The organism is Pseudomonas sp. LBUM1679 (genome assembly GCF_059695565.1).
Genome location: NZ_CP166774.1, coordinates 4,779,411 through 4,803,145, shown reverse-complemented (window position 1 = coordinate 4,803,145; position 23,735 = coordinate 4,779,411). Strand labels below are relative to the sequence as shown.

Sequence of the window (23,735 nt, the reverse complement as noted above, 5' to 3'; positions counted from 1 at the left end):
TCAGCCCTGCGCGTTCAGAAACAGAGAGAACAGCTCGGACTGAGATTTGATCCCGAGTTTGCTGTACATATGCTTGCGATGGACCTTCACCGTCTCGGCGGAAATCGCCAGCTTGCGCGCGATCTCCTTGTTCGAGCAGCCGCTGAGCATCAGCCGGCCGACTTCAAGTTCGCGGGCGGAGAGCGGTGTGTCCAACTGCTGGTCAGTGGAGTCGAGCCAGCTCTGCCAGCGTGGCGCCGGCGACGCGGCCTGCTCCAGCACTTCCCGCTCGAATGCCATGCGCTGACGCATCAGGGCGGCGACCCAAGGCTGGATGAGGGTGAGGAGGGCGGTCTGCTCTGGACTGAAGCGGGCCTCGCTGCCCAGTGACAGGCTGAGGGTGCGTTCCGCGTCCAGCTGGACGTTGATATGGACTTCGTCGGCAACGATATTGAGGCGGAAGTAGCGTTGGTAGTAGTCAGTCTGCTCGAAGCACTCCGGCGCCACGTCGGCTAGCCAGAACAAACCGTTCTGCGGTGCTTCCCGGTTGGCCAGGTAAAAGGGATCGAGCAGATACAGGCCTTTGAGGTAATCCTGAAAGAGCGGGTCTGGCCCACCATCCTTGCCTGGGCATTCGGCGAGCACCTGCGGACGGCCATTGCTGAAAATCAGCACGACCCAACTGTCCACCGGAATGTATCTGTCCAGCAGACGCACCAGGGCGAGCCAGAAACCAGGCCGGTCCAGAGCCTCGATCAGCTTGCCAATCGCCTGGTGCCAGGCCATGTCCTGCACTGTAATGCTCACGTGTCTACCCATACGGGGTTACCCCATCGATGTGATTACTTTCCGTTTTATGGCTCTCCATACTTCATCCAGCCCTGGCGGGTGCTGTTGAGTATGGCGATTGCGAGCCCACAACACGTGAAAGGATCATCGATGAAGATTGAACTCGTACAACTTACCGGTCGCGATGGCGATACCGCTTATAACCTGAAGCGTACCTTGCAGGCCATTGCTACCTGCGCGGCGGATACCGATCTGCTGATATTTCCGGAAACCCATTTGATGGGATTCGCCAGCGCGCAACAGCTCGCCGAAGTCGCCGAGCCCCTGAACGGGCCGAGTGTGCAGGCCGTGCAGCGCGCCGCCCGGGAACGGAACGTCGCGGTGGTGGTTGGCATGGCTGAGAACGACGGCGGCCTCTTCTACAACACCTCCCTGCTGATCACGCCACAAGGGTCGCCTTGCACTATCGCAAGACTCACCTTTGGCCGTCGGAACGCGGCCTGTTCCAACCGGGCGACCGCTATGCCACTGCGCTCTGGAAGGGCGTGCGTGTCGGGCTGCTGATTTGCTACGACATCGAGTTGCCGGAAAGTGCTCGAGCCCTCGGCCAACTCGGCGCCGAGCTGATCCTGGTCACTAACGGCAATATGGATCCCTACGGCCCTGTCCACCGTACCGCGATCATGGCTCGCGCTCAGGAAAACCAGGCATTCGCGGTGATGGTGAATCGAGTCGGCGACGGCGATGAAGGCCTGGTGTTTGCCGGTGGGAGTGCAGCGATCGATCCCTTCGGGCGAACGTTATTCGAAGCCGGGCGCGAGGAGTGTCGGCAGGTGGTAGAGCTGGATCTTGACCTGCTGCGCACCGCCCGCCGCGACTACGACTACCTCAGTGACCGCCGCCTGCTCCTGATCGGCGAGCAGATTGAGCACGGTGATGGTCGACGTGAACTACTGATCCCCTGAACCAGGCGCGAGGGGTGTACCCCACCTTCTTGATTCGATGTTGACCCTGCCACAACAATAATTCACACACTAGCAGGAGCAGTGCTCGAGTCCCTGGACCCGGCGCCAATGCTCTGGAGCATCCCGATGAAAGCGACTCGCTACATGCCATTCGTCCTGGTCACGCTGTTCAGTGTCGGCCTGGCCTGCGCCCAGGCCGACGAGCCTGCCAAATCCAGCGTGCACATCTATAACTGGTATGACTACATAGCCCCGAACACGATGAAAGACTTCCAGAAAGAAGCGGGCATCAGCGCTGTGTACGATGTGTTCGACAACAGCGACGTCATGCAAAGCAAACTGATGGCCGGCCGCAGCGGCTATGACGTCGTGGTTGCCAGTGGCGACCTGCTGCCGAACCTGATCAAAGCGGGTGTGCTGAAAAAACTCGATCGCTCGAAGCTGCCCAACTGGTCGCACCTCGACCCCGACATCCTCGCCAAGTTGCAGAGCAACGATCCCGGCAACGCCTATGCGGCCCCTTATCTGTGGGGGACCACGGGCATCGGCTATGACGCGGACAAGGTTAAATCGATACTCGGCCCGGATGCGCCAGTCAATTCCTGGGACCTGATTTTCAAGGAAGACAACCTGGCCAGACTGAGTCAGTGCGGTGTGGCCATGCTGGACGCCCCCAGCGAAGTCATTCCCATCGCGTTGCACTACCTGGGACTGCCTTACAACAGCCAGAACCCGGAGGATTACAAAAAAGCCCAGGCACTGCTGCTGAAACTGCGTCCCCATATCGTCTACTTCGATTCTTCCAAGTTCATCTCCGATCTGGCCAATGGCAACATCTGCGTCGTGCTGGGCTGGGCGGGGGGTGTCGCCGATGCGCAAAAAGCCTCCGAGCTGGCTGGCAACCATCGCAACCTCGTCTACAGCATTCCCCGCGAAGGTGCCCCGGTGTGGGTGGAGAGTCTGGTGCAGCTCAACGATGCGCCGAACCCGGAGCAAGGGCTGGCCTTCATCAACTATATGCTGCGCCCCGAAGTCATCGCCGAGTCATCCATCTACCTGAGCTATCCGAACGCCAACAAAGATGCCACCGCGCTTGTCGAGCAGAAAATCCGCGACAACCCGGGTGTGTATCCGTCCAGGCAAGTGTTGGACACGCTGTTTCCGCTTGAACCACTGCCGCTGAAGATGGAGCGCGTGCGCACCCGTGCCTGGAACACGGTCAAGACCGGCGCTTGATGAGCAGCCCCGGCCCTGCTGCCGACTGGCCAAGCCCTTCATGAAACACATCAAACAAAACAGAGAGATCATGAAAGTGACGATAAGACCACGTGCCCGTGACCTGAACATTCGGTTCGGCCAACTGCTCCCCGGCCCCCTCAATGCCATCACCGATGTGCCCGGCGTGCGCGTCGGCCACAGCAATGTGCGAGGCCGCACCGCCAACGGCCGCGACATCCTGACCGGTGTCACGGTGATCGAACCGCGAGCGGGTTCCACCAGCCAGCAACCGTGCTTTGCCGGCGTCCATGTGCTGAACGGCAACGGCGACGCCACAGGTCTGGAGTGGATTCGCGAGGCCGGCCTGTTGACCAGTCCCATCGCCTTCACCAACACCCACAGCCTGGGCGTGGTGCGCGATGCGCTGATTGTGCTGGATCGGGAGCAGCAGCCGGACGACGGGCGCCTCTACTGGAACATGCCGGTGGTGCTGGAGACCTTCGACGGCCTGCTCAATGACATCAACGGCTTCCATGTGAAACCTGAACACGTCGCCGAAGCCTTGGGTGCCGCGGCGGGCGGGCCGGTGACCGAGGGTGCGGTCGGCGGCGGCAGCGGCATGATCTGTCATGAATTCAAGGGCGGCATCGGCACCGCATCACGGCGTCTGAGCAGTGCCCAGGGCGGCTGGACCGTTGGCGCCATCGTCCAGGCCAACCACGGCATCCGTAACGAACTGCGCGTCGACGGCTACCCGGTCGGACGCTACATGGAACAGGCCGACTCGCCGTTCCTCAAAGCGTCTTTGCCGCATCCAGGCATGGGCTCGATCGTCGTCTGCCTGGCCACCGATGCGCCGTTGCTGCCCCATCAATGCACCCGTCTCGCCCAACGCGCCAGCCTCGGCCTGGCCCGCACCGGCGGCGGCAATGAAGACCACAGCGGTGACATCTTCATCGCCTTCGCCACCGGCAATCACATGCCGCCGGCCGCTTATGAAAGCAAGCGCGCGCCAACGACCGACAACCTGAGCATGGTCAACAACGACCACATCAGTGAGTTGTTCCTGGCCGCCACCGAAGCCGTGGAGGAAGCGATCATCAATGCCTTGCTGGCCGCCGACACCGCCGAAGGCAACGGCCATGCCGTGCCGGGCCTGGATGCCCAGACACTGCTCAAAGCCTTGCATCAGGCCGGCTGGCCGGGAGCGACGAATGTCTGACTGATTCTGGCGGTATCGAGGAGGTGTGCGTGTTTCGCGTTCATGCCACCTCGAGCACATTGATTGCAGAGGCAAGGGGACTGCAGAGGCAAGGGGACGGACTTATTTTTCATAAAATACATCCGTCCCCTTTCGATGAAAATACATCCGTCCCCTTTCGATGTTCTTTTCGATGCAGCGTAAATCCTATGCTTCAAAGCCCTCCGCCAAAGCGATACTGCCAGATGATGCCAATGGCATCGTATTCGCTGCCCGTGCGGGTATGCCCGCCATTACTCGCACTCAGCTTCAGGGAATGGTTCCGGTTCAACGGTAGCGTGAGGGTGCATCCGTAGCGGGTGTTTTCCTGATAGTCGTGGTTACCGACCCCATCGACCGAGGTGCTCCCGCCAGCGAACCAGGTCGTATCCAGCGACGCCCAGACTCCGTTGCGAAAGGCATAGATAAGATGCCCCTGTACCTGGTAAATCGGGTCCTGGGACAGTACGTGGTCGCCGAGTAACTCGTCATTGTCGGTGTAAAAGGTGCCCGCGCCGGATAATTCCAGGGTCACTTGCCCCAGGCGCTTGGAAATCCCGAGTTCGGGCTTGAATGACCAGCGATTGTTGCCCAGATTTATCAGCCTGCTGTCATCGTATTGGCCGAGCGGCGCCGTGATCGCCAGGCTGGCGCCGATAATCACATCCTGTTGATAGCTGGGGAACTCAGCCAGGGACATCGCCGGGGCGCCATACAAGTTGACCGAGAAGCGCAGTCTTGGATCGATCAAACCGCTAACCTTACGCTCCCTGGGTTCACCGGCGAGCAGGGCGGAGCCCGTCAACCTTGCCTCAGGCACGACGATATCGAACTTTCCGGAGCGGCCCCAGACATCCAGGGATCTGGCAAAGGCAAACACGACAGTCTTTATATTGAGCTTGGCATCCTCGAGCGGGATTGACGGGTTGGCCGTCACGTTGCCGTCGAGATCGCTGTAGCCCAGGAGCAGGAAATTGATACCGACCGGCGTATTGGCGTAGGACCTGGGTTCGAGATCCTCTGCGACTGCACCGGGGGCTACCATGACGAGCGAAGCGGATGCGAACCGGACCCACCTGGCGACGCAGAGTTTGTGTTTCATCCACATTCGCTCGCTTCCTGTGAGGGCTCCAGAGTTCTATGTATTGTTGTAGCGCATCTGCAAGCCAACCCCTGGGCTTTTTGGAATGGAAAAAGAATTTCTGGGTGGGGGTTGACCACGTACTTTAATACTGTATTATTTGCCTCCCGCTAACGAGCAACTCGAAGTTGTTCTTGGTCTAAGTAGTTGATTTGATTAAAAAAATCATTTGCTTTTAAGGAAGGTGAGCTGTAAGATGCGCACCTCGGTTGAGACGAAAGATCTTAACCAACCGCTCTTTAACAACTGAATCAAGCAATTCGTGTGGGTGCTTGTGGAGTCAGACTGATAGTCAACAAGATTATCAGCATCACAAGTTACTCCGCGAGAAATCAAAGATGTAACCAACGATTGCTGAGCCAAGTTTAGGGTTTCTTAAAAACCCAAAGATGTTTGAACTGAAGAGTTTGATCATGGCTCAGATTGAACGCTGGCGGCAGGCCTAACACATGCAAGTCGAGCGGTAGAGAGAAGCTTGCTTCTCTTGAGAGCGGCGGACGGGTGAGTAATGCCTAGGAATCTGCCTGGTAGTGGGGGATAACGCTCGGAAACGGACGCTAATACCGCATACGTCCTACGGGAGAAAGCAGGGGACCTTCGGGCCTTGCGCTATCAGATGAGCCTAGGTCGGATTAGCTAGTTGGTGAGGTAATGGCTCACCAAGGCGACGATCCGTAACTGGTCTGAGAGGATGATCAGTCACACTGGAACTGAGACACGGTCCAGACTCCTACGGGAGGCAGCAGTGGGGAATATTGGACAATGGGCGAAAGCCTGATCCAGCCATGCCGCGTGTGTGAAGAAGGTCTTCGGATTGTAAAGCACTTTAAGTTGGGAGGAAGGGCAGTTACCTAATACGTTGCTGTCTTGACGTTACCGACAGAATAAGCACCGGCTAACTCTGTGCCAGCAGCCGCGGTAATACAGAGGGTGCAAGCGTTAATCGGAATTACTGGGCGTAAAGCGCGCGTAGGTGGTTTGTTAAGTTGGATGTGAAATCCCCGGGCTCAACCTGGGAACTGCATTCAAAACTGACAAGCTAGAGTATGGTAGAGGGTGGTGGAATTTCCTGTGTAGCGGTGAAATGCGTAGATATAGGAAGGAACACCAGTGGCGAAGGCGACCACCTGGACTGATACTGACACTGAGGTGCGAAAGCGTGGGGAGCAAACAGGATTAGATACCCTGGTAGTCCACGCCGTAAACGATGTCAACTAGCCGTTGGGAGCCTTGAGCTCTTAGTGGCGCAGCTAACGCATTAAGTTGACCGCCTGGGGAGTACGGCCGCAAGGTTAAAACTCAAATGAATTGACGGGGGCCCGCACAAGCGGTGGAGCATGTGGTTTAATTCGAAGCAACGCGAAGAACCTTACCAGGCCTTGACATCCAATGAACTTTCCAGAGATGGATTGGTGCCTTCGGGAACATTGAGACAGGTGCTGCATGGCTGTCGTCAGCTCGTGTCGTGAGATGTTGGGTTAAGTCCCGTAACGAGCGCAACCCTTGTCCTTAGTTACCAGCACGTAATGGTGGGCACTCTAAGGAGACTGCCGGTGACAAACCGGAGGAAGGTGGGGATGACGTCAAGTCATCATGGCCCTTACGGCCTGGGCTACACACGTGCTACAATGGTCGGTACAGAGGGTTGCCAAGCCGCGAGGTGGAGCTAATCCCAGAAAACCGATCGTAGTCCGGATCGCAGTCTGCAACTCGACTGCGTGAAGTCGGAATCGCTAGTAATCGCGAATCAGAATGTCGCGGTGAATACGTTCCCGGGCCTTGTACACACCGCCCGTCACACCATGGGAGTGGGTTGCACCAGAAGTAGCTAGTCTAACCCTCGGGAGGACGGTTACCACGGTGTGATTCATGACTGGGGTGAAGTCGTAACAAGGTAGCCGTAGGGGAACCTGCGGCTGGATCACCTCCTTAATCGACGACATCAGCTGCTCCATAAGTTCCCACACGAATTGCTTGATTCACTGTAGAGGCGAGAGACATCCATCAGGTTGTCTGGCTCGTTAGAGTTTAGAAATGAATATTCGCAGATGAATATTGATTTCTAGTCTTTGATTAGATCGTTCTTTAAAAATTTGGGTATGTGATAGAAAGATAGACTGAACAACACTTTCACTGGTGTTGGATCAGGCTAAGGTAAAATTTGTGAGTTGCTCTTAATTGAGTATTATCGAATTTTCGGCGAATGTCGTCTTCACAGTATAACCAGATTGCTTGGGGTTATATGGTCAAGTGAAGAAGCGCATACGGTGGATGCCTTGGCAGTCAGAGGCGATGAAAGACGTGGTAGCCTGCGAAAAGCTTCGGGGAGTCGGCAAACAGACTTTGATCCGGAGATGTCTGAATGGGGGAACCCACCTAACATAAGTTAGGTATCTTAAGCTGAATACATAGGCTTAAGAAGCGAACCAGGGGAACTGAAACATCTAAGTACCCTGAGGAAAAGAAATCAACCGAGATTCCCTTAGTAGTGGCGAGCGAACGGGGACTAGCCCTTAAGTGGCTTTGAGATTAGCGGAACGCTCTGGAAAGTGCGGCCATAGTGGGTGATAGCCCTGTACGCGAAAATCTCTTAGTCATGAAATCGAGTAGGACGGAGCACGAGAAACTTTGTCTGAATATGGGGGGACCATCCTCCAAGGCTAAATACTACTGACTGACCGATAGTGAACTAGTACCGTGAGGGAAAGGCGAAAAGAACCCCGGAGAGGGGAGTGAAATAGATCCTGAAACCGTATGCGTACAAGCAGTGGGAGCCCACTTTGTTGGGTGACTGCGTACCTTTTGTATAATGGGTCAGCGACTTATTTTCAGTGGCGAGCTTAACCGAATAGGGGAGGCGTAGCGAAAGCGAGTCTTAATAGGGCGTCTAGTCGCTGGGAATAGACCCGAAACCGGGCGATCTATCCATGGGCAGGTTGAAGGTTGGGTAACACTAACTGGAGGACCGAACCGACTACCGTTGAAAAGTTAGCGGATGACCTGTGGATCGGAGTGAAAGGCTAATCAAGCTCGGAGATAGCTGGTTCTCCTCGAAAGCTATTTAGGTAGCGCCTCATGTATCACTGTAGGGGGTAGAGCACTGTTTCGGCTAGGGGGTCATCCCGACTTACCAAACCGATGCAAACTCCGAATACCTACAAGTGCCGAGCATGGGAGACACACGGCGGGTGCTAACGTCCGTCGTGAAAAGGGAAACAACCCAGACCGTCAGCTAAGGTCCCAAAGTTATGGTTAAGTGGGAAACGATGTGGGAAGGCTTAGACAGCTAGGAGGTTGGCTTAGAAGCAGCCACCCTTTAAAGAAAGCGTAATAGCTCACTAGTCGAGTCGGCCTGCGCGGAAGATGTAACGGGGCTCAAACCATACACCGAAGCTACGGGTATCACTTAGGTGATGCGGTAGAGGAGCGTTCTGTAAGCCTGTGAAGGTGAGTTGAGAAGCTTGCTGGAGGTATCAGAAGTGCGAATGCTGACATGAGTAACGACAATGGGTGTGAAAAACACCCACGCCGAAAGACCAAGGTTTCCTGCGCAACGTTAATCGACGCAGGGTTAGTCGGTCCCTAAGGCGAGGCTGAAAAGCGTAGTCGATGGAAAACAGGTTAATATTCCTGTACTTCTGGTTATTGCGATGGAGGGACGGAGAAGGCTAGGCCAGCTTGGCGTTGGTTGTCCAAGTTTAAGGTGGTAGGCTGGAATCTTAGGTAAATCCGGGATTCTAAGGCCGAGAGCTGATGACGAGTGTTCTTTTAGAACACGAAGTGGTTGATGCCATGCTTCCAAGAAAAGCTTCTAAGCTTCAGGTAACCAGGAACCGTACCCCAAACCGACACAGGTGGTTGGGTAGAGAATACCAAGGCGCTTGAGAGAACTCGGGTGAAGGAACTAGGCAAAATGGCACCGTAACTTCGGGAGAAGGTGCGCCGGTGAGGGTGAAGCATTTACTGCGTAAGCCCATGCCGGTCGAAGATACCAGGCCGCTGCGACTGTTTATTAAAAACACAGCACTCTGCAAACACGAAAGTGGACGTATAGGGTGTGACGCCTGCCCGGTGCCGGAAGGTTAATTGATGGGGTTAGCTAACGCGAAGCTCTTGATCGAAGCCCCGGTAAACGGCGGCCGTAACTATAACGGTCCTAAGGTAGCGAAATTCCTTGTCGGGTAAGTTCCGACCTGCACGAATGGCGTAACGATGGCGGCGCTGTCTCCACCCGAGACTCAGTGAAATTGAAATCGCTGTGAAGATGCAGTGTATCCGCGGCTAGACGGAAAGACCCCGTGAACCTTTACTATAGCTTTGCACTGGACTTTGAATTTGCTTGTGTAGGATAGGTGGGAGGCTTTGAAGCGTGGACGCCAGTTCGCGTGGAGCCAACCTTGAAATACCACCCTGGCAACTTTGAGGTTCTAACTCAGGTCCGTTATCCGGATCGAGGACAGTGTATGGTGGGTAGTTTGACTGGGGCGGTCTCCTCCTAAAGAGTAACGGAGGAGTACGAAGGTGCGCTCAGACCGGTCGGAAATCGGTCGTAGAGTATAAAGGCAAAAGCGCGCTTGACTGCGAGACAGACACGTCGAGCAGGTACGAAAGTAGGTCTTAGTGATCCGGTGGTTCTGTATGGAAGGGCCATCGCTCAACGGATAAAAGGTACTCCGGGGATAACAGGCTGATACCGCCCAAGAGTTCATATCGACGGCGGTGTTTGGCACCTCGATGTCGGCTCATCACATCCTGGGGCTGAAGCCGGTCCCAAGGGTATGGCTGTTCGCCATTTAAAGTGGTACGCGAGCTGGGTTTAGAACGTCGTGAGACAGTTCGGTCCCTATCTGCCGTGGACGTTTGAGATTTGAGAGGGGCTGCTCCTAGTACGAGAGGACCGGAGTGGACGAACCTCTGGTGTTCCGGTTGTCACGCCAGTGGCATTGCCGGGTAGCTATGTTCGGAATAGATAACCGCTGAAAGCATCTAAGCGGGAAACTAGCCTCAAGATGAGATCTCACTGGGACCTTGAGTCCCCTGAAGGGCCGTCGAAGACTACGACGTTGATAGGTTGGGTGTGTAAGCGCTGTGAGGCGTTGAGCTAACCAATACTAATTGCCCGTGAGGCTTGACCATATAACACCCAAGCAATTTGCTGACCTGAAAAGGCACCAGATTGCGGTGTGTGAAGACGAAACGAACCGAAAGTTCGATCTCACAAAACACCGAAAACTATCACATACCCACTTTGCTGAAGCGAGGCCATCAGGCCGCGACTCGGTACCCGAATTTCTTGACGACCATAGAGCATTGGAACCACCTGATCCCATCCCGAACTCAGCAGTGAAACGATGCATCGCCGATGGTAGTGTGGGGTTTCCCCATGTGAGAGTAGGTCATCGTCAAGATTAAATTCCGAAACCCCTATCTGCGCATGCAGGTAGGGGTTTTGTTTTTGCCCTCGAAAAAAGCATCCTGAAACTGGGTACGGAGTACCGGCGCGTAGTCTGCCGTCAAGGCCCAGGCTCTTCAGGAATGCCTGCAACCAGGTAAGGCGTTTTCGGGGTTGTCATCAATACGGCATCAAAGCCAGGGTCATCCGTAAATAGCCTCCGCTATATCGTGACCGCCCGCCAGCAGAGTTGCCTGCGTTCATACCGTTGCAGATCGAGCCAGTCACTGCACGCGGTTATTATCAACCCAATTACTGCCTGTCATGAGCCGATGCTGGAGGCTGCGGCGCAGCAGCTGGAGGCAAACAATTTGCTCGAAAGAACAAGCCTGCATCTTGGGCATGTTGAAGACCTGGCAGCGAACGAGTCATACGACGCAGCCACCTTGATCGGTGTGCTCCATCATCTCGATGGGGATGTTGCGAAGCGACAAATTTTACGATCCATTCGGGCTCATCTAAAGCCGGGTGCGCCGCTGATTATCGCGGGCAATCAATATGCTTATGCCAGCCAACCGTTATTGCTTGCCGCCTGGGGGCAGCGGTGGCGACAGCATGGCGCCAGCCCGGATGAAGTGAAGGCCAAGTTAGGAAAAATTCTTCAGGGAGCTGACCCGCCACATTCCGAGGCTGCGGTTCAACAATTGATGCATGACTCTGGATTCGGAGACGCTACTCGTTTCTTCAGTAGTCTGTTCTGGGGTGCCTGGCTAACGCGTAAGACCATTTAAAACGGAACCGATAGACTGCTCCTGGCCGATTACTGCCTGTCGCGACGGGCAGCAATCGAACCAGCATAACCCGGCGTTTGCTGTTGACGCAGAACACTTCTTTGCGCGCTCAACTGCTGCCCAAGCATCAACGCGAACAGGTCACGTGGCTGTCTTTTTAAAACTAAGGCGCTAAAACATATTCATGAAAAATCTGCGGCCCATGCTGATCATCGTTTCTGCTGGTAAATCCCATATTCATTGCCAAGCCGTGCATCGCCTCGTTACCTGACGAATCCATTGACGAGATTTTGCTGAAGCCTTGGCGAGTGGCGGTGTCCATCAAATGTTGTAACAGCGCAGTGGCGACCCCCCTTCGTTGCCAGCGGTCGCGAACAGCAACGGCGAACTCGCAATGAGCGTCGCCTTCGTACGCCCCGTAACGCGCGGTACCGATTTCAATGAGCTGGCTGCCTTCGAATGCCAGTGCTATGTAAGCCATGCGATTGTGCAGATTGATGTCCATGAGCTGGTCGTGGGGTTCTAAGACATGCGCTGAACTCCGGCTCATTTTTGGGACTGCTCCTTCACCCTAGTCTTATGCGCGGTTAGCGGGGGCAATACCCGCTCGCTGACAGGTTTAAGGGATAGCCGGTATTGCCGCCGGCAATCCATTCGAACCCATCATTCGTCCTCACGGCGGGTGTAATGCAACAGCCGATCGGTTTCGGTCTTGACCACCAGGTAGCACTCGCAGCTGAGCCGTTCAAGGCGCGCTCTATCCAGAACCGTGATCTGGCCCCGGCTGTACTCGATGACGCCTTGACGCTGCAGTTTGCCGGCCGCTTCCGTGACGCCTTCGCGGCGCACGCCCAGCATGTTGGCGATCAGCTCCTGGGTCATGTTCAGGCGATTGCCGTGCAGGCGATCCAGCGACAACAGCAGCCATCGACACAATTGCTGATCGATCGAATGGTGGCGATTGCACAGGGCGGTCTGTGACATCTGCGTGATCAGCGCCTGGGTGTAACGCAGCATCAACAGAAGCAGATCGCCATGACGGTTGAACTCATTCTTGAGCTTTTGCCCCGGCAGGCGAAATGCACCACCGGCACTTTGCACCACTGCCCGACTGGAGGTGCTTTCGCCGCCCATGAACAGCGCTATGCCGATCAAACCCTCGTTTCCGACCACGGCGATTTCTGCTGACGAGCCGTTTTCCGTGACATGCAGCAGAGAAACGATGGCGTCGGTCGGGAAGTAAACGTGCCGCAGTGTGTCCCCCGGTTCATACAGCACATCGCCTAGCGCCAGACTGACCTGCTCCAGGTGCGGAACAAGACGCTGAAGGTCGACGGCCGGTAGCGCCGCCAGTAAATGATTGTGGCTTGGATCGGGGGAGGCATGCATGACAGAGCATCCGTGGCGGAACAGGGGCGTGCCCGCTCAGGGTACTCCCATGCATGCCATGGCTGGTGATCAATGTCTATTCATCGGCGGCATGCTCGAATTCCAGCGCTTGGGGCCTGGGTGACCGGGCGCGGCAATCTACCCGGACCCAATGCTCCAGTCCGCCGTCATCCAGTGGCAGCGCAGCATCACTCAATGGCTGGCCGTCGAGGGTCATGGAGGTGAAGGTCGAACTGCTCTGACGCACATCAAAGTGGTAGAGGGTTTTGCCGAAGCGGTAGTGCAAGATGAAGCCCGGCCAGTCGACGGGTATCAGCGGTTCGATCCTGAGCGTGCGGCCGCTGCGTTGTACGCCCAGTAACGACTCGACAATCAGCCGGTACATCCAGCCCGCAGAGCCGGTGTACCAGGTCCAGCCACCTCGACCGGCATGGGGCGCGGTGCCGTAGACATCCGCGGCCATGACATAGGGCTCGACCTTATAGGTCTCGATTTGAGCGTTGTTGGCAGGCGCGGCGGGGTTGATCAGATTCAGCAGTTCCCAGGCTTTGCCGGCTTCACCCAACTGCGCAAACGCCATGCCCGCCCAAACGGCAGCATGGGTGTACTGACCTCCGTTCTCGCGCACGCCTGGCACGTAGCCCTTGATGTAGCCGGGGTCCAGGGCACCCTTGTCAAACGGGGGGTCGAGCAGCAACACGGCGCGGATGTCACGTTTGATCAGATGCTCATCCAATGACTGCATGGCCTTGATCTGGCGGACGGCAGAGCCGGCCCCCGACAGCACTGACCAGCTTTGAGCAATGGAATCGATACGACATTCTTCATTGCTCGCCGAGCCGAGCATTTGTCCGTCGTCGAACCAGGCGCGGCGATACCAGGCGCCGTCCCAGGCCGTTTTATCGAGGTTGCGTTGCAGTGTCACCGCGCTGTCGCTGCAGCGTTTGGCAAATGCGTGATCACCGTGCTGGCGAGCGGTCACCGCAAATTGCTCCAGCACCTGATAGCTGAAGAAGCCCAGCCAGACACTTTCACCTGCACCCAGGTGGCCGACGCGATTCATGCCGTCGTTCCAGTCCCCGGAGCCCATCAGCGGCAACCCGTGATGACCACGGCGCAGGCTGTGTTCGATGGCACGCACGCAGTGTTGATACAGGGACTCTCGCAGGGGCGATACACCGGGGAGGTCATAGTAGGACTCTTCGCCGGCCACCAGTTGGCGTCCTTCCAGGTATCCGGCGACCTCTTCCAGCACGTCCACGTCTGCGGTCATTTCGACATAGCGGTTGGTGGCGGCCACCAGCCACAAAAAGTCATCGGAGCAGGCGGTGCGAACCCCTCGATTCATCGGCGGGTGCCACCAGTGTTGCACGTCGCCTTCCACATACTGGTGGCCGGCACACAGCAACAGGTGCGCGCGCACGGCTGCCGGATCGGCATGGATCATCGCCATGCTGTCCTGCAGCTGATCGCGAAAACCGATGGCGCCACCCGACTGGTAGTAGCCGCTTCGGGCCTGGAAACGGCACGCGATGACCTGATACATCAACCAGCCGTTGACCATGACGTCGACCGCAGGCGCGCCCGTTTCAATACGAATCGCCCCGAGCAATGAGCGCCAGTGTTCCCGTACTTTATGCAATTCCTCGGCAGCCACCAGGCTGCCCCGATAACGCTGCACCAGCTGGGTGGCGGCGTTACTGGAAGACGCTGCCCCCAGACGCAGAATGACTTCCCGGGTATCGCCCTCGCCGAGTTCGATCGACACTTGCAGGGCGGCACAAGGGTCCATACCACCGCCCATGCGCCCGGACAGACCGGCGTGCTGCATCGCTGCCGGTGAGGCGAGGGTGCCATTGCGGCCAATGAATTCAGTACGGTCACCGCTGACACCGTGATCGATCGTGTCGGTGTCAAAGAACGCCACCCGCTCGGAAAACTCCACCGAATAGGCGTTGCGGGCGAAGAAGGCCCCGCTGGCGGGATCCGATTGGCTGACCACGTGCATCGCCGATTTGCTGCGCAGATCGCCCAGCACCCATTCCACATACCCTGTGACCGACAATGACCGGCGGCGTCCCGAGCGGTTGCTCAACACTAGCCGCGAGAATTTGATCGGCGCATCCAGCGCCACGTAGATCCACAGCTCGCTGTAAATGCCGTCTTCTTCATGTTCGAACACGCTGTAACCGAAACCGTGACGGGTCTGGTACGGGCCTTGTCCGGGGCAGGGTTGAGGCGCTGCAGACCAGAAGTGCCCGGTCTCTTCATCACGCAGGTAAATGGCTTCGCCGCTGCGATCGGTGACCGGGTCGTTGTGCCAGGGCGTCAGGCGAAATTCATGGGCGTTTTCGGCCCAGGTATAGGCACTGCCGGCTTCCGAGACCACCGTGCCGAGATGTGCATTGGCGATCACGTTGACCCAGGGCGCGGGTGTCGGATCGGGCGCGAGTCCGGTGATGATGTACTCACCGCCATCGGCGCTGAAGCCGCCATATTCGTTGCTCAGCAGCAGGAAGGGACGGTTCGGTCGTACCGATGCCGGCCGAGCCTGAAAATGCCGGGTCGCCACAAACGGTGCGTGCATCGGTGATACTTTGCGGCGATGAATCTGTTCGGCCAGGCTGCCCAGATCTTCGCTCAGCACCAGCCTGGCAACCGAGAGGAACAGCACGCGATCTTCATTCGACAGCTGCTGCGCGGGGCGCACAAAAATCCCGCCCGGACGATCCAGCAGAGTGGCTTCACTGCCTGAGGTGATAAGGCCCAGGATCGCGTCCTGCAATTGCTGGCGATAACCCGCCTGATCTTCGTTCCAGATCAACAAATCGACCACCAACCCTTTTTGCCGCCAGTAGGCGTGGGCCTGAATCAATTGCTGCACCAGGGCTATGTTGTCCAGGCTCTGGATTTGCAGCAACACGATGGGCAGGTCGCCGGAGATGGCCTGACCCCAGAGCCCCGGCTGATTGCGGCGATTGGCAATCAGCACCGCATGGTTGGCGCGCATCGAGGCGTTCGCGTAAAGCAACGACGAGGCCATCTGCTCGAACAGACGGGCATCGGACAACGAGGCATTGAGCTGACGCAGAAGCACCTGGCTATGGGTCCAGGACAGGTCGAACACGCGGTCGGCGAGGTGGCGGTCACGGTATTTGTTGATGAGGTAAAGGCAGTCATCACGGCTGTCGGCGACACCGGTGACCAAGTCGATGGTGGCCTGTTGGCCAGGTTGCAGGGTAATCCTGCAGCGAATCGCGATCACCGGATCGAGCACCGGGCCTGCACTGCCTGACAAGCGCTGGCAATCGGCATCAAGGGCGGCAGGTGACACAAGGCTGCGTCCTCGGCCGATGAACCGGGCGCGATCGGTTTCGTACGAGATCGCATCGATGTCCACCCCGTGTGCCGCCAGCAAATGGCACATCCACGGCGTCGGTTCATCGCTGGCCCGGGGGCGGCGGCTACAGATAATGGCCTGAAGCGCAGGCAGTAATTCGGTCTGCACGAACAGCTTGCTGAACGCCGGGTGCATCGCGTCGTTGACCGGGGTTGTCAGCACGACTTCGGCGTAGGTGGTGATCTCCAGTGTCTTGGCCGATGACGCTCGGTTGGTGACATGCAGGCGGCGCAGTTCGATGTCGTCTTCAGGCGAGACAACAATCTCCAGGTGTGTGTCGAAATCCTGGTTGCGCGCACGGAACTCTGCACGGGAATCGCAGAAGATCGCCTCGTGGCTCTCGGGTTGATGCATAGTCGGTTGATGCGCAGCCGACCAGACCGTGTTGCTCTGGACATCGCGCAGGTAGCAGAACATCCCCCAATTGTCCTGTGAGGTGTCCTCCTGCCAACGGGTGATCGCCATTTCATTACGGCGGCTGTAACCACCGCCGCCGCTGGTCAGCATGACGTGGTAGCGACCGTTGGAGAGCAACTGCACGGCCGGACGCTTGCGTCCCGGATCAGAGAACACCCGAAGCCCCGTATCCTGGCCTTGGCCGACATCGCCGAGTACCGGCGACTGTGCGGTTTGCAGGTACGGCGCGGCGGATTTCGGCACCCGCTCCTGTAGCAGCAGCAGGGCAGATCGCAGCGCCGGGTCGGCCTCGAATCGCTGTTGCATGGGTTGATCGAGCAGTCGGCTGGTCAAGGCCAGCAAGCTCATGCCCTGGTGGTGAGCCATGAACGACCGGACCACGACGAAGTGTTGGCCGCGGGGTAAGCGGGCCTCGGTGTAATCCACGGCTTCATACAGACCGAAACGTCCGGCAGAGCCCTGGGCGAGGCGTTGCAGGTTCTTGCAGGCCGCATCGGCATCGACCATCAACGCCAGGGCGCTGGCGTAGGGCGCAATCACGACGTCATTGCTCAGCCCGCGCTGAAGCCCCAGGGCCTGAACGCCGAAGGCGCGGTATTGATAATTGAAGTGCGCGTCGACGGTGGAGTACCCCGACTCCGAAACGCCCCACGGAATGCCCAGCCTGTTGCCCTGTTCGATCTGCACCGTCACGGCGGCGCGGCAAGTCTGGTCCAGCAGACTGCCCTCGAAGTTGGGCATCACCAGCATCGGCATCAGGTATTCGAACATCGAACCCGACCAGGACAGCAACGTCGGTACGCCCGCGTTTTCACTCAGCAGCCTTCCCAGGGTGAACCAGGCGCGTTGGGGGATTTGCCCTTGAGCGATGGCCACGTAATTGGTCAGCCGCGCCTCGGACGCCAGCAGGTCGTAGTAACCGGTGTCGAGCCTGCGCTCCTCGGCGTTGTAACCAATGACAAACAAGTCACGCTGGTGGTCGTAAAGCAACGAGAAATCCATCTGCGCCAGCGACGTGGTCAATAACGCCAGACGCTTCAGGGTTTCCAGACGCTGCGCGGCGTCACTGCGGACCCGCTCGATTTCAGGGTGATGCTCGGTGGCCCAGTCGGTGGGGTTCAGGTCGGCCAGTTGACGCAAGGTGCGAGGCGATTCAATCATGACCAAGGGGGCAGGGAGGCGATAACGCTGCAGTTCTTCTGTCCAGTCGATGCATTGACGGGTAAACGCTTCCCGCCAGTAGAGGCTTTCCTCGTCGGTGTCCGCTGGCTGGCTGGTGACCAAGATGCGAGCCGTGTGCAGCAGGTCTGCCAGCGCCTCAGGGGTCGCAATTTGCGAGACCGGTTCAAGGCCTTTTCTCAGTGGCAGGGCGTATTCATCTGCCCCCGAGGCGCGTTGGGAGTCTGCAAGAATGTCCAGGGTATCGCGCAGGCCCTTGATCACGGCAGGGCCGAACATCGGGGCGTCTGCCAGCTGCGCAATGCCGGTGCTCAAGGTCAACAGCAGGCCCGCCAGGTTGCCGCTGTCGACGGTGGAGACGTAATGCGGACGCAGCGGCTCGAGGGTCCGCGTGTCGTACCAGTTATAGAAATGCTGCCGATAACGCTCCAGACCGTCCATGCTGTCCAGCGACGCCGCCAGCCGGGACAGCAGTCGTTCGGTGCTCAAGTAAGCGAAATCGTGAGCGGCCAGGTGGGCGAGCAGCGACATGCCCATATTGGTCGGCGAGGTGCGATGGGCAATGGCAGGCCTGGGTTGTTCCTGCACGTTGTCCGGTGGCAGCCAGTGATCCTCGGGCCCGACGTATTGATCGAAGAACGCCCAGGTCTTGCGCGCCAGCAACCGCAGGAAGCGCAAATCATCCGTCGACGGTACGAACACTGACTGCTTGGGTGCCGAACTGAGCCACCAAGCGATCCAGGGGCCGACTAACCATGACAGCAGCAGCGGACTGGCGATGGCCAGCGTCTGCGGATCCTTCACCAGCAGGGCCAGTGAGATCAGGGCCGATACCGGCTCGATCCACATCTGGCGATAGAGGCCGGACAGCCGGTTTTCGGTGGTGCGCTCCACCTCGCGCGAGGGCTGCCACTGCAAAAGCCGACGTCTGCTGAAGCCGATTCGCCAGAGCGAGCGCAGGATGGCGTCAGCGCTGTAGAACATCTCGAAGGGCAGCCAGGCGAGCGTCAGACCAGCCCGGGCGAGGTCTTGTGCCAGATCACCCAGCAGCGCCCTGAGGTATTGCCCATAGGGCACATTAGCGGGAGGCTGCATCAGATCGGTCACCGCTCGCAGCAACGGTTGTATCACCAGCAACCCGATGACAGTCAGGGTCCAGTTCATTGGCTGGCTGCTGGCAAACCAGCCCCATGCGAACATCAGCAACAGCGCCAGCGGTTCCAGGCTGCGTCGCAGATTGTCCAGAATCTTCCAGCGTGCCATGACACTCAGCCTGTTGCGCACCCACTTGCCGTCGGCGTTGCGCGCCCAGGGCAATGTCCACGGCAGCAGTTGCCAGTCGCCGCGAACCCAGCGATGCCGTCGCTTGACATCGGCACCATAGCGCGAGGGGTATTGCTCGTAGACTTGCACGTCGCTGAGCAGGCCGGATCGTGCATAACACCCTTCGATCAGGTCGTGGCTGAGAATCTGGTTATCCGGCAAGCAACCTTCCAGGGCGCAGGTGAACGCGTCCACGTCGTAGATGCCCTTGCCGATGAAGGAGCCTTGGTGGAACAGGTCCTGGTAAACGTCCGATACCGTGCGAGTGTAGGGATCGACGCCGGCATCACTGCCAAACAGCCGGGCGTAGATCGAGCGGGTGGCGCTGGTCAGGCTGATGCCCACTCGCGGTTGCAACACTGCGTAGCCGGAAATGATCTGCTCGCCGCTACTGTCGAACAACGGACGATTCAACGGGTGCATCATGGCCGCCACGCATTGGCGAGCGACATCGCGCGGCAGCAGGGTGTCGGTGTCCAGCGTGATCACGTAACGCACCCCGCGCAATGGCGTGATGTCGCCGACGATGGCGTTGAAGCGTTCCTCTCCATGGCCACGCAACAGGGCGTTGAGTTCAATCAGCTTGCCGCGTTTGCGCTCGTGGCCCATCCACACGCGTTCGCTCGCGTTCCAGCGACGCGGCCGATGCAGCAGAAAGAATCGGTCGCTGAGTCCGTCCGCGTATTTTCGGTTGAGCAGGGTGATTGCACGGGAGGCCTGTGTGAGCAGCTCGGCGTCTTGCGGCTGAGCCTCTTCAGGCGCATCCAGAAAATCGCTGAGCAACGCGAAATACAGGTTGTTGTCGCGGTTGGCGAGAAACCGCACTTCAAGACCTTCCACCAGTTCGTCCACATCGGCCAGGGTGGCGATCAGCGTCGGGATCACCACCAGGCTTCGCGCGCCATCGGGAATACCGCTGGCAAAATCCATTTTCGGCAGCGTCGTCGGCAACAGACTGAACGTCACCAACCAGTTGATCAGGCTGATTGCCAGTCGGCTGGTCATGATCAGGCAGGGAATCGCCATCATCAGAAGCGCCGCATCGGGCATCCCGTCGCGCTGCGCGGAGGCCAGTAAAGGCCAGGCGAAGATGAGCGTCAGAACAGCCACCGGCGCCAGATAAAACATCAGCGGCGACTGCTGCAACAACCGTTTCCAACGCTCATGAAGCGGCACCCTGGCATTGAGTCGTCGCTCCAGCGTCGGCAGCCCTGCGCTGATCAGGTAATACCCGACATGGCGTGCCAGCAACTCGCAGGGGACTGAAGCGGTTCCGGCCGCGGCAAGCTGGATCGCGGCGCGGGCAACCTGGATTTCCGAGTGCTGGGGGCTCCTTCGGGCAAGGCGTTCTATGACATGCCGGTAGCTGTCGCGCGTACTGAAATCCATCGCCCGGTAAATTTCTGCCGGATCTTCAGTGAGAATCTGCTCGACATGACTCATCGACTCGACAAACTCGCGCCAGTCCGTGGCGGACAGGAGGCGCAAACTGCCGATGCTGTTGCCAATCGACACCTGATCCGCTGCCTGTTGTTGCGCATCGAGCTGCACCTGGCGTTCGATGCTGGAGCCTGTCTCACTCAGCGTCTGCTCCATCCAGTTCAGCGCCAGGGCCAGCGCCGCGCTCTGGCCCTGCAGGCGGCGGGTGAATTCGGCGACAAAGGCGGCGGTCATCGGCGGTGCGGAGCGGGCCATGTCGGCAACGGTCAGCACCACGCTTTTGATGTCTCGTTCCGAGGTTTCAATCAGGTGTTCGGCCCAGTCATCGGCCAGATTGCGCTCGTCGGCGTTGGCCATGACCCTGGAGGCCACTCGCCGCAGGTTTTCGATCAACGCCAGGCGCAGCATGATCGGTATCGCCCACAGTTCGCCCAGCGCAAGCGGCATCACGGTCTGATAGGAAAAAATGAAGCGGCTCAGGCTTTCCTCATCGACTCGACCGTCGCCATGGGAGATGGTCTCCAGCGCGATGTCATAGACGCGAGGCAACCCCGCCGACGGGCCGTTGATCAGGCGTGGCAACTCACGGCTATAGCCTTTGGGCAGGTGCGTTCTGGCGGTGCGAATGTTTTCTTCGATCAGGTAGTAATTGTCCAGCAACCATTCCGCTGCCGGCGTCACTCGTCGGCTGGACCCTTGCGCGTTGGTCAGCGCCGCGCAGCTGCGTTTAAGCAACTCCTCGTTGTCATCGAGCCTGTGCAGCATCGAGTCCCGTGCGGACAGCGTGGTCAGGCGATGCTGCCCGGCCAGGGCGATGCCGTGACTGGCCATCTGATCGGCGCTGAAAAGCTCCGAGCGCAAAATGGGCTCGTATTTGAATCGGGGTGGGGGAAACAGACGGGTTCGCCAAAAACCGGACGAGCGAGAAAATACCTTCTGTAGGCGTGTCCATATGCTGTTCATAAGGTCCTGAGCCTGAAACGCATCATACAATTGCGTGCATTTTTATAGGTGCGCCAACGTATTGCGCCAGCACCGAGCAGCGCTTGGTGGACGTAGCTTTTCAACTTGAGTGTGGAGACTTGGAGGGCTGTTCGTCTGTTCGCTGGCGAACATAGCGCGCGTTCTTAGGATGTTCCTGGCGGTGTCTGGAGTGACTGCTTCTGGCCGATTTCTGCCGGTCACGACTGACTGAAATCGACCCAGGCTGTGTGAAATTGTTTCAGAGCGAGTTTGACAGTCAGAATCGATGAACAGTTGCTGCTCCCGCAGTGAGTTCTCCTGCGTTCCTTTTCCAGTTCAATGAAGTAACCGCGCCGGATTACCCAGTACCCAAAGCTGATACTCCGACACTGCAGTCATGAGCGCTTTAGCTTCGAGCCGCAGGCGCTCGACCTCCTCGGCCGGCTGCACGCCGTTCGCTTCGTTGTAACGGCGTACTGCTTGCAGAGCCTTGCGCAATAGCGGCTCACCCGCTGCCACCTTCCCAGCAAGGTCGTCCATGCAGTCCTCCAAAGTCGATAATTCTGGAAAATGTAGCAGCCAAATTAAATACGCTGGACTCTGACTAGAACTGGGCTACCAGTGGATCAACTCAGGTTCCACCACCCGGAACCTGAGTTAATACCTGACGCTTAGCTCAACCGAGGATCTCAGTGGCAGTAAGATCCAGGCACTGACGCGCCTTGGTCACCAGTTCATCGATTTCGGCTTTGCTGATCACCAGCGGCGGCGAAATGATCATGGTGTCGCCGACGGCGCGCATGATCAGGCCGTTGTCGAAACAGTGACCGCGGCAGATCATGCCGACGCCCTTGCCCTCGAAACGCTCGCGGGTCTGCTTGTTCTTCACCAGCTCGATCGCACCGAGCATGCCGACGCCACGGACCTCGCCCACTAGCGGATGATCTGCCAGTTCACGCAAACGCTGCTGCAGATAAGGTGCCGTTTCCTCACGCACGCGCTCTAGAATCTCCTCTTCGCGCAGGATGCGGATATTTTCCAGCGCCACCGCCGCTGCCACGGGGTGCCCGGAGTAGGTGAAACCGTGGTTGAAATCGCCACCCTCGTTGAGCATCTCGACGATCTTGTCGCTGACGATCAGCCCGCCCATGGGGATGTAGCCCGAGGTCAGACCCTTGGCGATGGTCATCATGTCTGGCTTGTTAGCGAAGTAGTCGCTGCCAAACCATTCGCCGGTGCGGCCGAAGCCACAGATCACTTCGTCGGCAACGAACAGGATGTCGTACCTGGCGAGGATCTCGCGGATCTTCGGCCAGTAGCTGTCGGGTGGAATGATCACGCCGCCGGCACCCTGAATCGGCTCGGCAATGAAAGCCGCGACCTTGTCTACACCGACTTCGAGGATTTTCTTTTCCAACTGCTCTGCGGCCCAGATGCCGAACTCGTCCGGCGTCATGTCGCCGCCTTCTGCGAACCAGTATGGCTGTGGGATGTGCACGATATCGGGTATCAGACCTCCCTGGGCGTGCATGCCTTGCATCCCGCCCAGGCTGGCACCGGCCACGGTCGAACCGTGGTAGCCGTTGATACGGCCGATGATAACTTTCTTCTGCGGCTGGCCTTTGATCGCCCAGTAGTGACGAACCATGCGCAGCATGGTGTCGTTGCCTTCCGAACCGGAGCCAGTGAAGAACACATGGTTCATGCCGGCTGGCGCGATATCGGCAATCGCCTTGGCCAGTTCCAGCACCGGTGGGTGCGCAGTCATGAAGAAGGTGTTATAGAAGGGCAACTGTTTCATCTGCTTGCTGGCGGCCTGCACCAACTCGTCACGACCATAGCCGACCGCTACGCACCAGAGCCCGGCCATACCGTCGAGGATTTTGTTGCCCTCGCTGTCCCAGATATAGACCCCGTCAGCCTTGGTAATAATCCGTGGCCCCTTCTCCTTCAGCTGTTTGTTATCGCTGAAGGGCGCCAAGTGGTGATCATTGCTCAGTGCTTGCCACTCGAGTGTCTGCGGGTTGCTGACTTGCTTGCTCATAGTTGATTCCTAAAGTCGTACCTGACAAATCTGGAGAACGTTTGCTGTGCCCAACCACGTCAACG

10 protein-coding genes, 3 rRNA genes and 2 pseudogenes are annotated in these 23,735 nt (G+C 58.1%); 7 read left to right on the top strand and 8 right to left on the bottom strand.

What is annotated here, in order from left to right; translation table 11 throughout:
* Together ACA062_RS21855 and ACA062_RS21850 are read right to left on the bottom strand one after the other, a co-directional pair.
* Positions 1–786 carry a helix-turn-helix transcriptional regulator gene (locus tag ACA062_RS21855; RefSeq protein WP_497452960.1) on the bottom strand — a complete coding sequence of 262 codons (786 nt, stop codon included), beginning with the start codon at positions 784–786 and terminating at the stop codon, positions 1–3.
* A gap of 18 nt (positions 787–804) precedes the next feature.
* Positions 805–903, bottom strand: coding sequence for a protease modulator HflK N-terminal domain-containing protein (locus ACA062_RS21850; RefSeq protein WP_497452959.1), 99 nt, complete (start codon positions 901–903; stop codon positions 805–807).
* A gap of 15 nt (positions 904–918) precedes the next feature.
* Here ACA062_RS21850 and ACA062_RS21845 point away from each other — a divergent pair.
* The 3 genes and pseudogenes from ACA062_RS21845 (at position 919) to ACA062_RS21835 (ending at position 4,173) form a co-directional block, all read left to right on the top strand.
* A pseudogene (locus ACA062_RS21845) lies at positions 919–1,733 on the top strand (carbon-nitrogen hydrolase family protein).
* A 126-nt stretch (positions 1,734–1,859) separates the two neighbouring features.
* Complete coding sequence (locus ACA062_RS21840; RefSeq protein ID WP_497452958.1) at positions 1,860–2,969, top strand: polyamine ABC transporter substrate-binding protein; 1,110 nt, start codon at positions 1,860–1,862, stop codon at positions 2,967–2,969.
* Positions 2,970–3,051: 82 nt separating this feature from the next.
* Complete coding sequence (locus ACA062_RS21835) at positions 3,052–4,173, top strand: DmpA family aminopeptidase (protein ID WP_497457474.1); 1,122 nt, start codon at positions 3,052–3,054, stop codon at positions 4,171–4,173.
* Positions 4,174–4,366: 193 nt separating this feature from the next.
* Here the strand turns inward: ACA062_RS21835 and ACA062_RS21830 are convergent, their stop codons facing one another.
* The gene (locus ACA062_RS21830; RefSeq protein WP_497452957.1) at positions 4,367–5,293 is read right to left on the bottom strand and encodes a transporter; all 927 of its coding nucleotides are present in this window, start codon (positions 5,291–5,293) and stop codon (positions 4,367–4,369) included.
* A gap of 434 nt (positions 5,294–5,727) precedes the next feature.
* Here ACA062_RS21830 and ACA062_RS21825 point away from each other — a divergent pair.
* The 4 genes and pseudogenes from ACA062_RS21825 to ACA062_RS21810 form a co-directional block, all read left to right on the top strand.
* Positions 5,728–7,264, top strand: a 16S ribosomal RNA gene (locus ACA062_RS21825).
* Between the two features lie 312 nt (positions 7,265–7,576).
* Positions 7,577–10,468 (top strand): 23S ribosomal RNA (locus ACA062_RS21820).
* Between the two features lie 156 nt (positions 10,469–10,624).
* Positions 10,625–10,740: ribosomal RNA gene (gene rrf, locus ACA062_RS21815) — 5S ribosomal RNA — on the top strand.
* Together the 16S, 23S and 5S rRNA genes form the textbook arrangement of a ribosomal RNA operon.
* A 310-nt stretch (positions 10,741–11,050) precedes the next feature.
* A pseudogene (locus ACA062_RS21810) lies at positions 11,051–11,515 on the top strand (class I SAM-dependent methyltransferase); the annotation flags it as partial.
* A 163-nt stretch (positions 11,516–11,678) separates the two neighbouring features.
* Here ACA062_RS21810 and ACA062_RS21805 read toward each other — a convergent pair.
* From ACA062_RS21805 to ACA062_RS21785, 5 genes are all read right to left on the bottom strand, one after another.
* On the bottom strand, positions 11,679–12,020 hold the full coding sequence (locus tag ACA062_RS21805; RefSeq protein ID WP_497452956.1) for a GNAT family N-acetyltransferase: 342 nt from the start codon (positions 12,018–12,020) through the stop codon (positions 11,679–11,681).
* Positions 12,021–12,178: 158 nt separating this feature from the next.
* Positions 12,179–12,904, bottom strand: a complete 726-nt coding sequence (locus ACA062_RS21800; RefSeq protein ID WP_497452955.1) for a Crp/Fnr family transcriptional regulator — start codon at positions 12,902–12,904, stop codon at positions 12,179–12,181.
* A gap of 76 nt (positions 12,905–12,980) precedes the next feature.
* Positions 12,981–21,626, bottom strand: a complete 8,646-nt coding sequence (locus tag ACA062_RS21795) for a GH36-type glycosyl hydrolase domain-containing protein (protein WP_497452954.1) — start codon at positions 21,624–21,626, stop codon at positions 12,981–12,983.
* 336 nt (positions 21,627–21,962) lie between these two features.
* The gene (locus ACA062_RS21790; RefSeq protein WP_497452953.1) at positions 21,963–22,166 is read right to left on the bottom strand and encodes a hypothetical protein; all 204 of its coding nucleotides are present in this window, start codon (positions 22,164–22,166) and stop codon (positions 21,963–21,965) included.
* Between the two features lie 136 nt (positions 22,167–22,302).
* Complete coding sequence (locus ACA062_RS21785) at positions 22,303–23,670, bottom strand: aspartate aminotransferase family protein (RefSeq protein WP_497452952.1); 1,368 nt, start codon at positions 23,668–23,670, stop codon at positions 22,303–22,305.
* Positions 23,671–23,735 lie beyond the last annotated feature (65 nt).

Bases quoted from the DNA above. Each gene is read 5' to 3' on its own strand.
- ACA062_RS21840 (WP_497452958.1), top strand. From the start codon at position 1,860: ATGAAAGCGACTCGCTACATGCCATTCGTCCTGGTCACGCTGTTCAGT.
- ACA062_RS21830 (WP_497452957.1), bottom strand. From the start codon at position 5,293: ATGAAACACAAACTCTGCGTCGCCAGGTGGGTCCGGTTCGCATCCGCT.
- ACA062_RS21805 (WP_497452956.1), bottom strand. From the start codon at position 12,020: ATGGACATCAATCTGCACAATCGCATGGCTTACATAGCACTGGCATTC.
- ACA062_RS21800 (WP_497452955.1), bottom strand. From the start codon at position 12,904: ATGCATGCCTCCCCCGATCCAAGCCACAATCATTTACTGGCGGCGCTA.
- ACA062_RS21795 (WP_497452954.1), bottom strand. From the start codon at position 21,626: ATGAACAGCATATGGACACGCCTACAGAAGGTATTTTCTCGCTCGTCC.
- ACA062_RS21790 (WP_497452953.1), bottom strand. From the start codon at position 22,166: ATGGACGACCTTGCTGGGAAGGTGGCAGCGGGTGAGCCGCTATTGCGC.
- ACA062_RS21785 (WP_497452952.1), bottom strand. From the start codon at position 23,670: ATGAGCAAGCAAGTCAGCAACCCGCAGACACTCGAGTGGCAAGCACTG.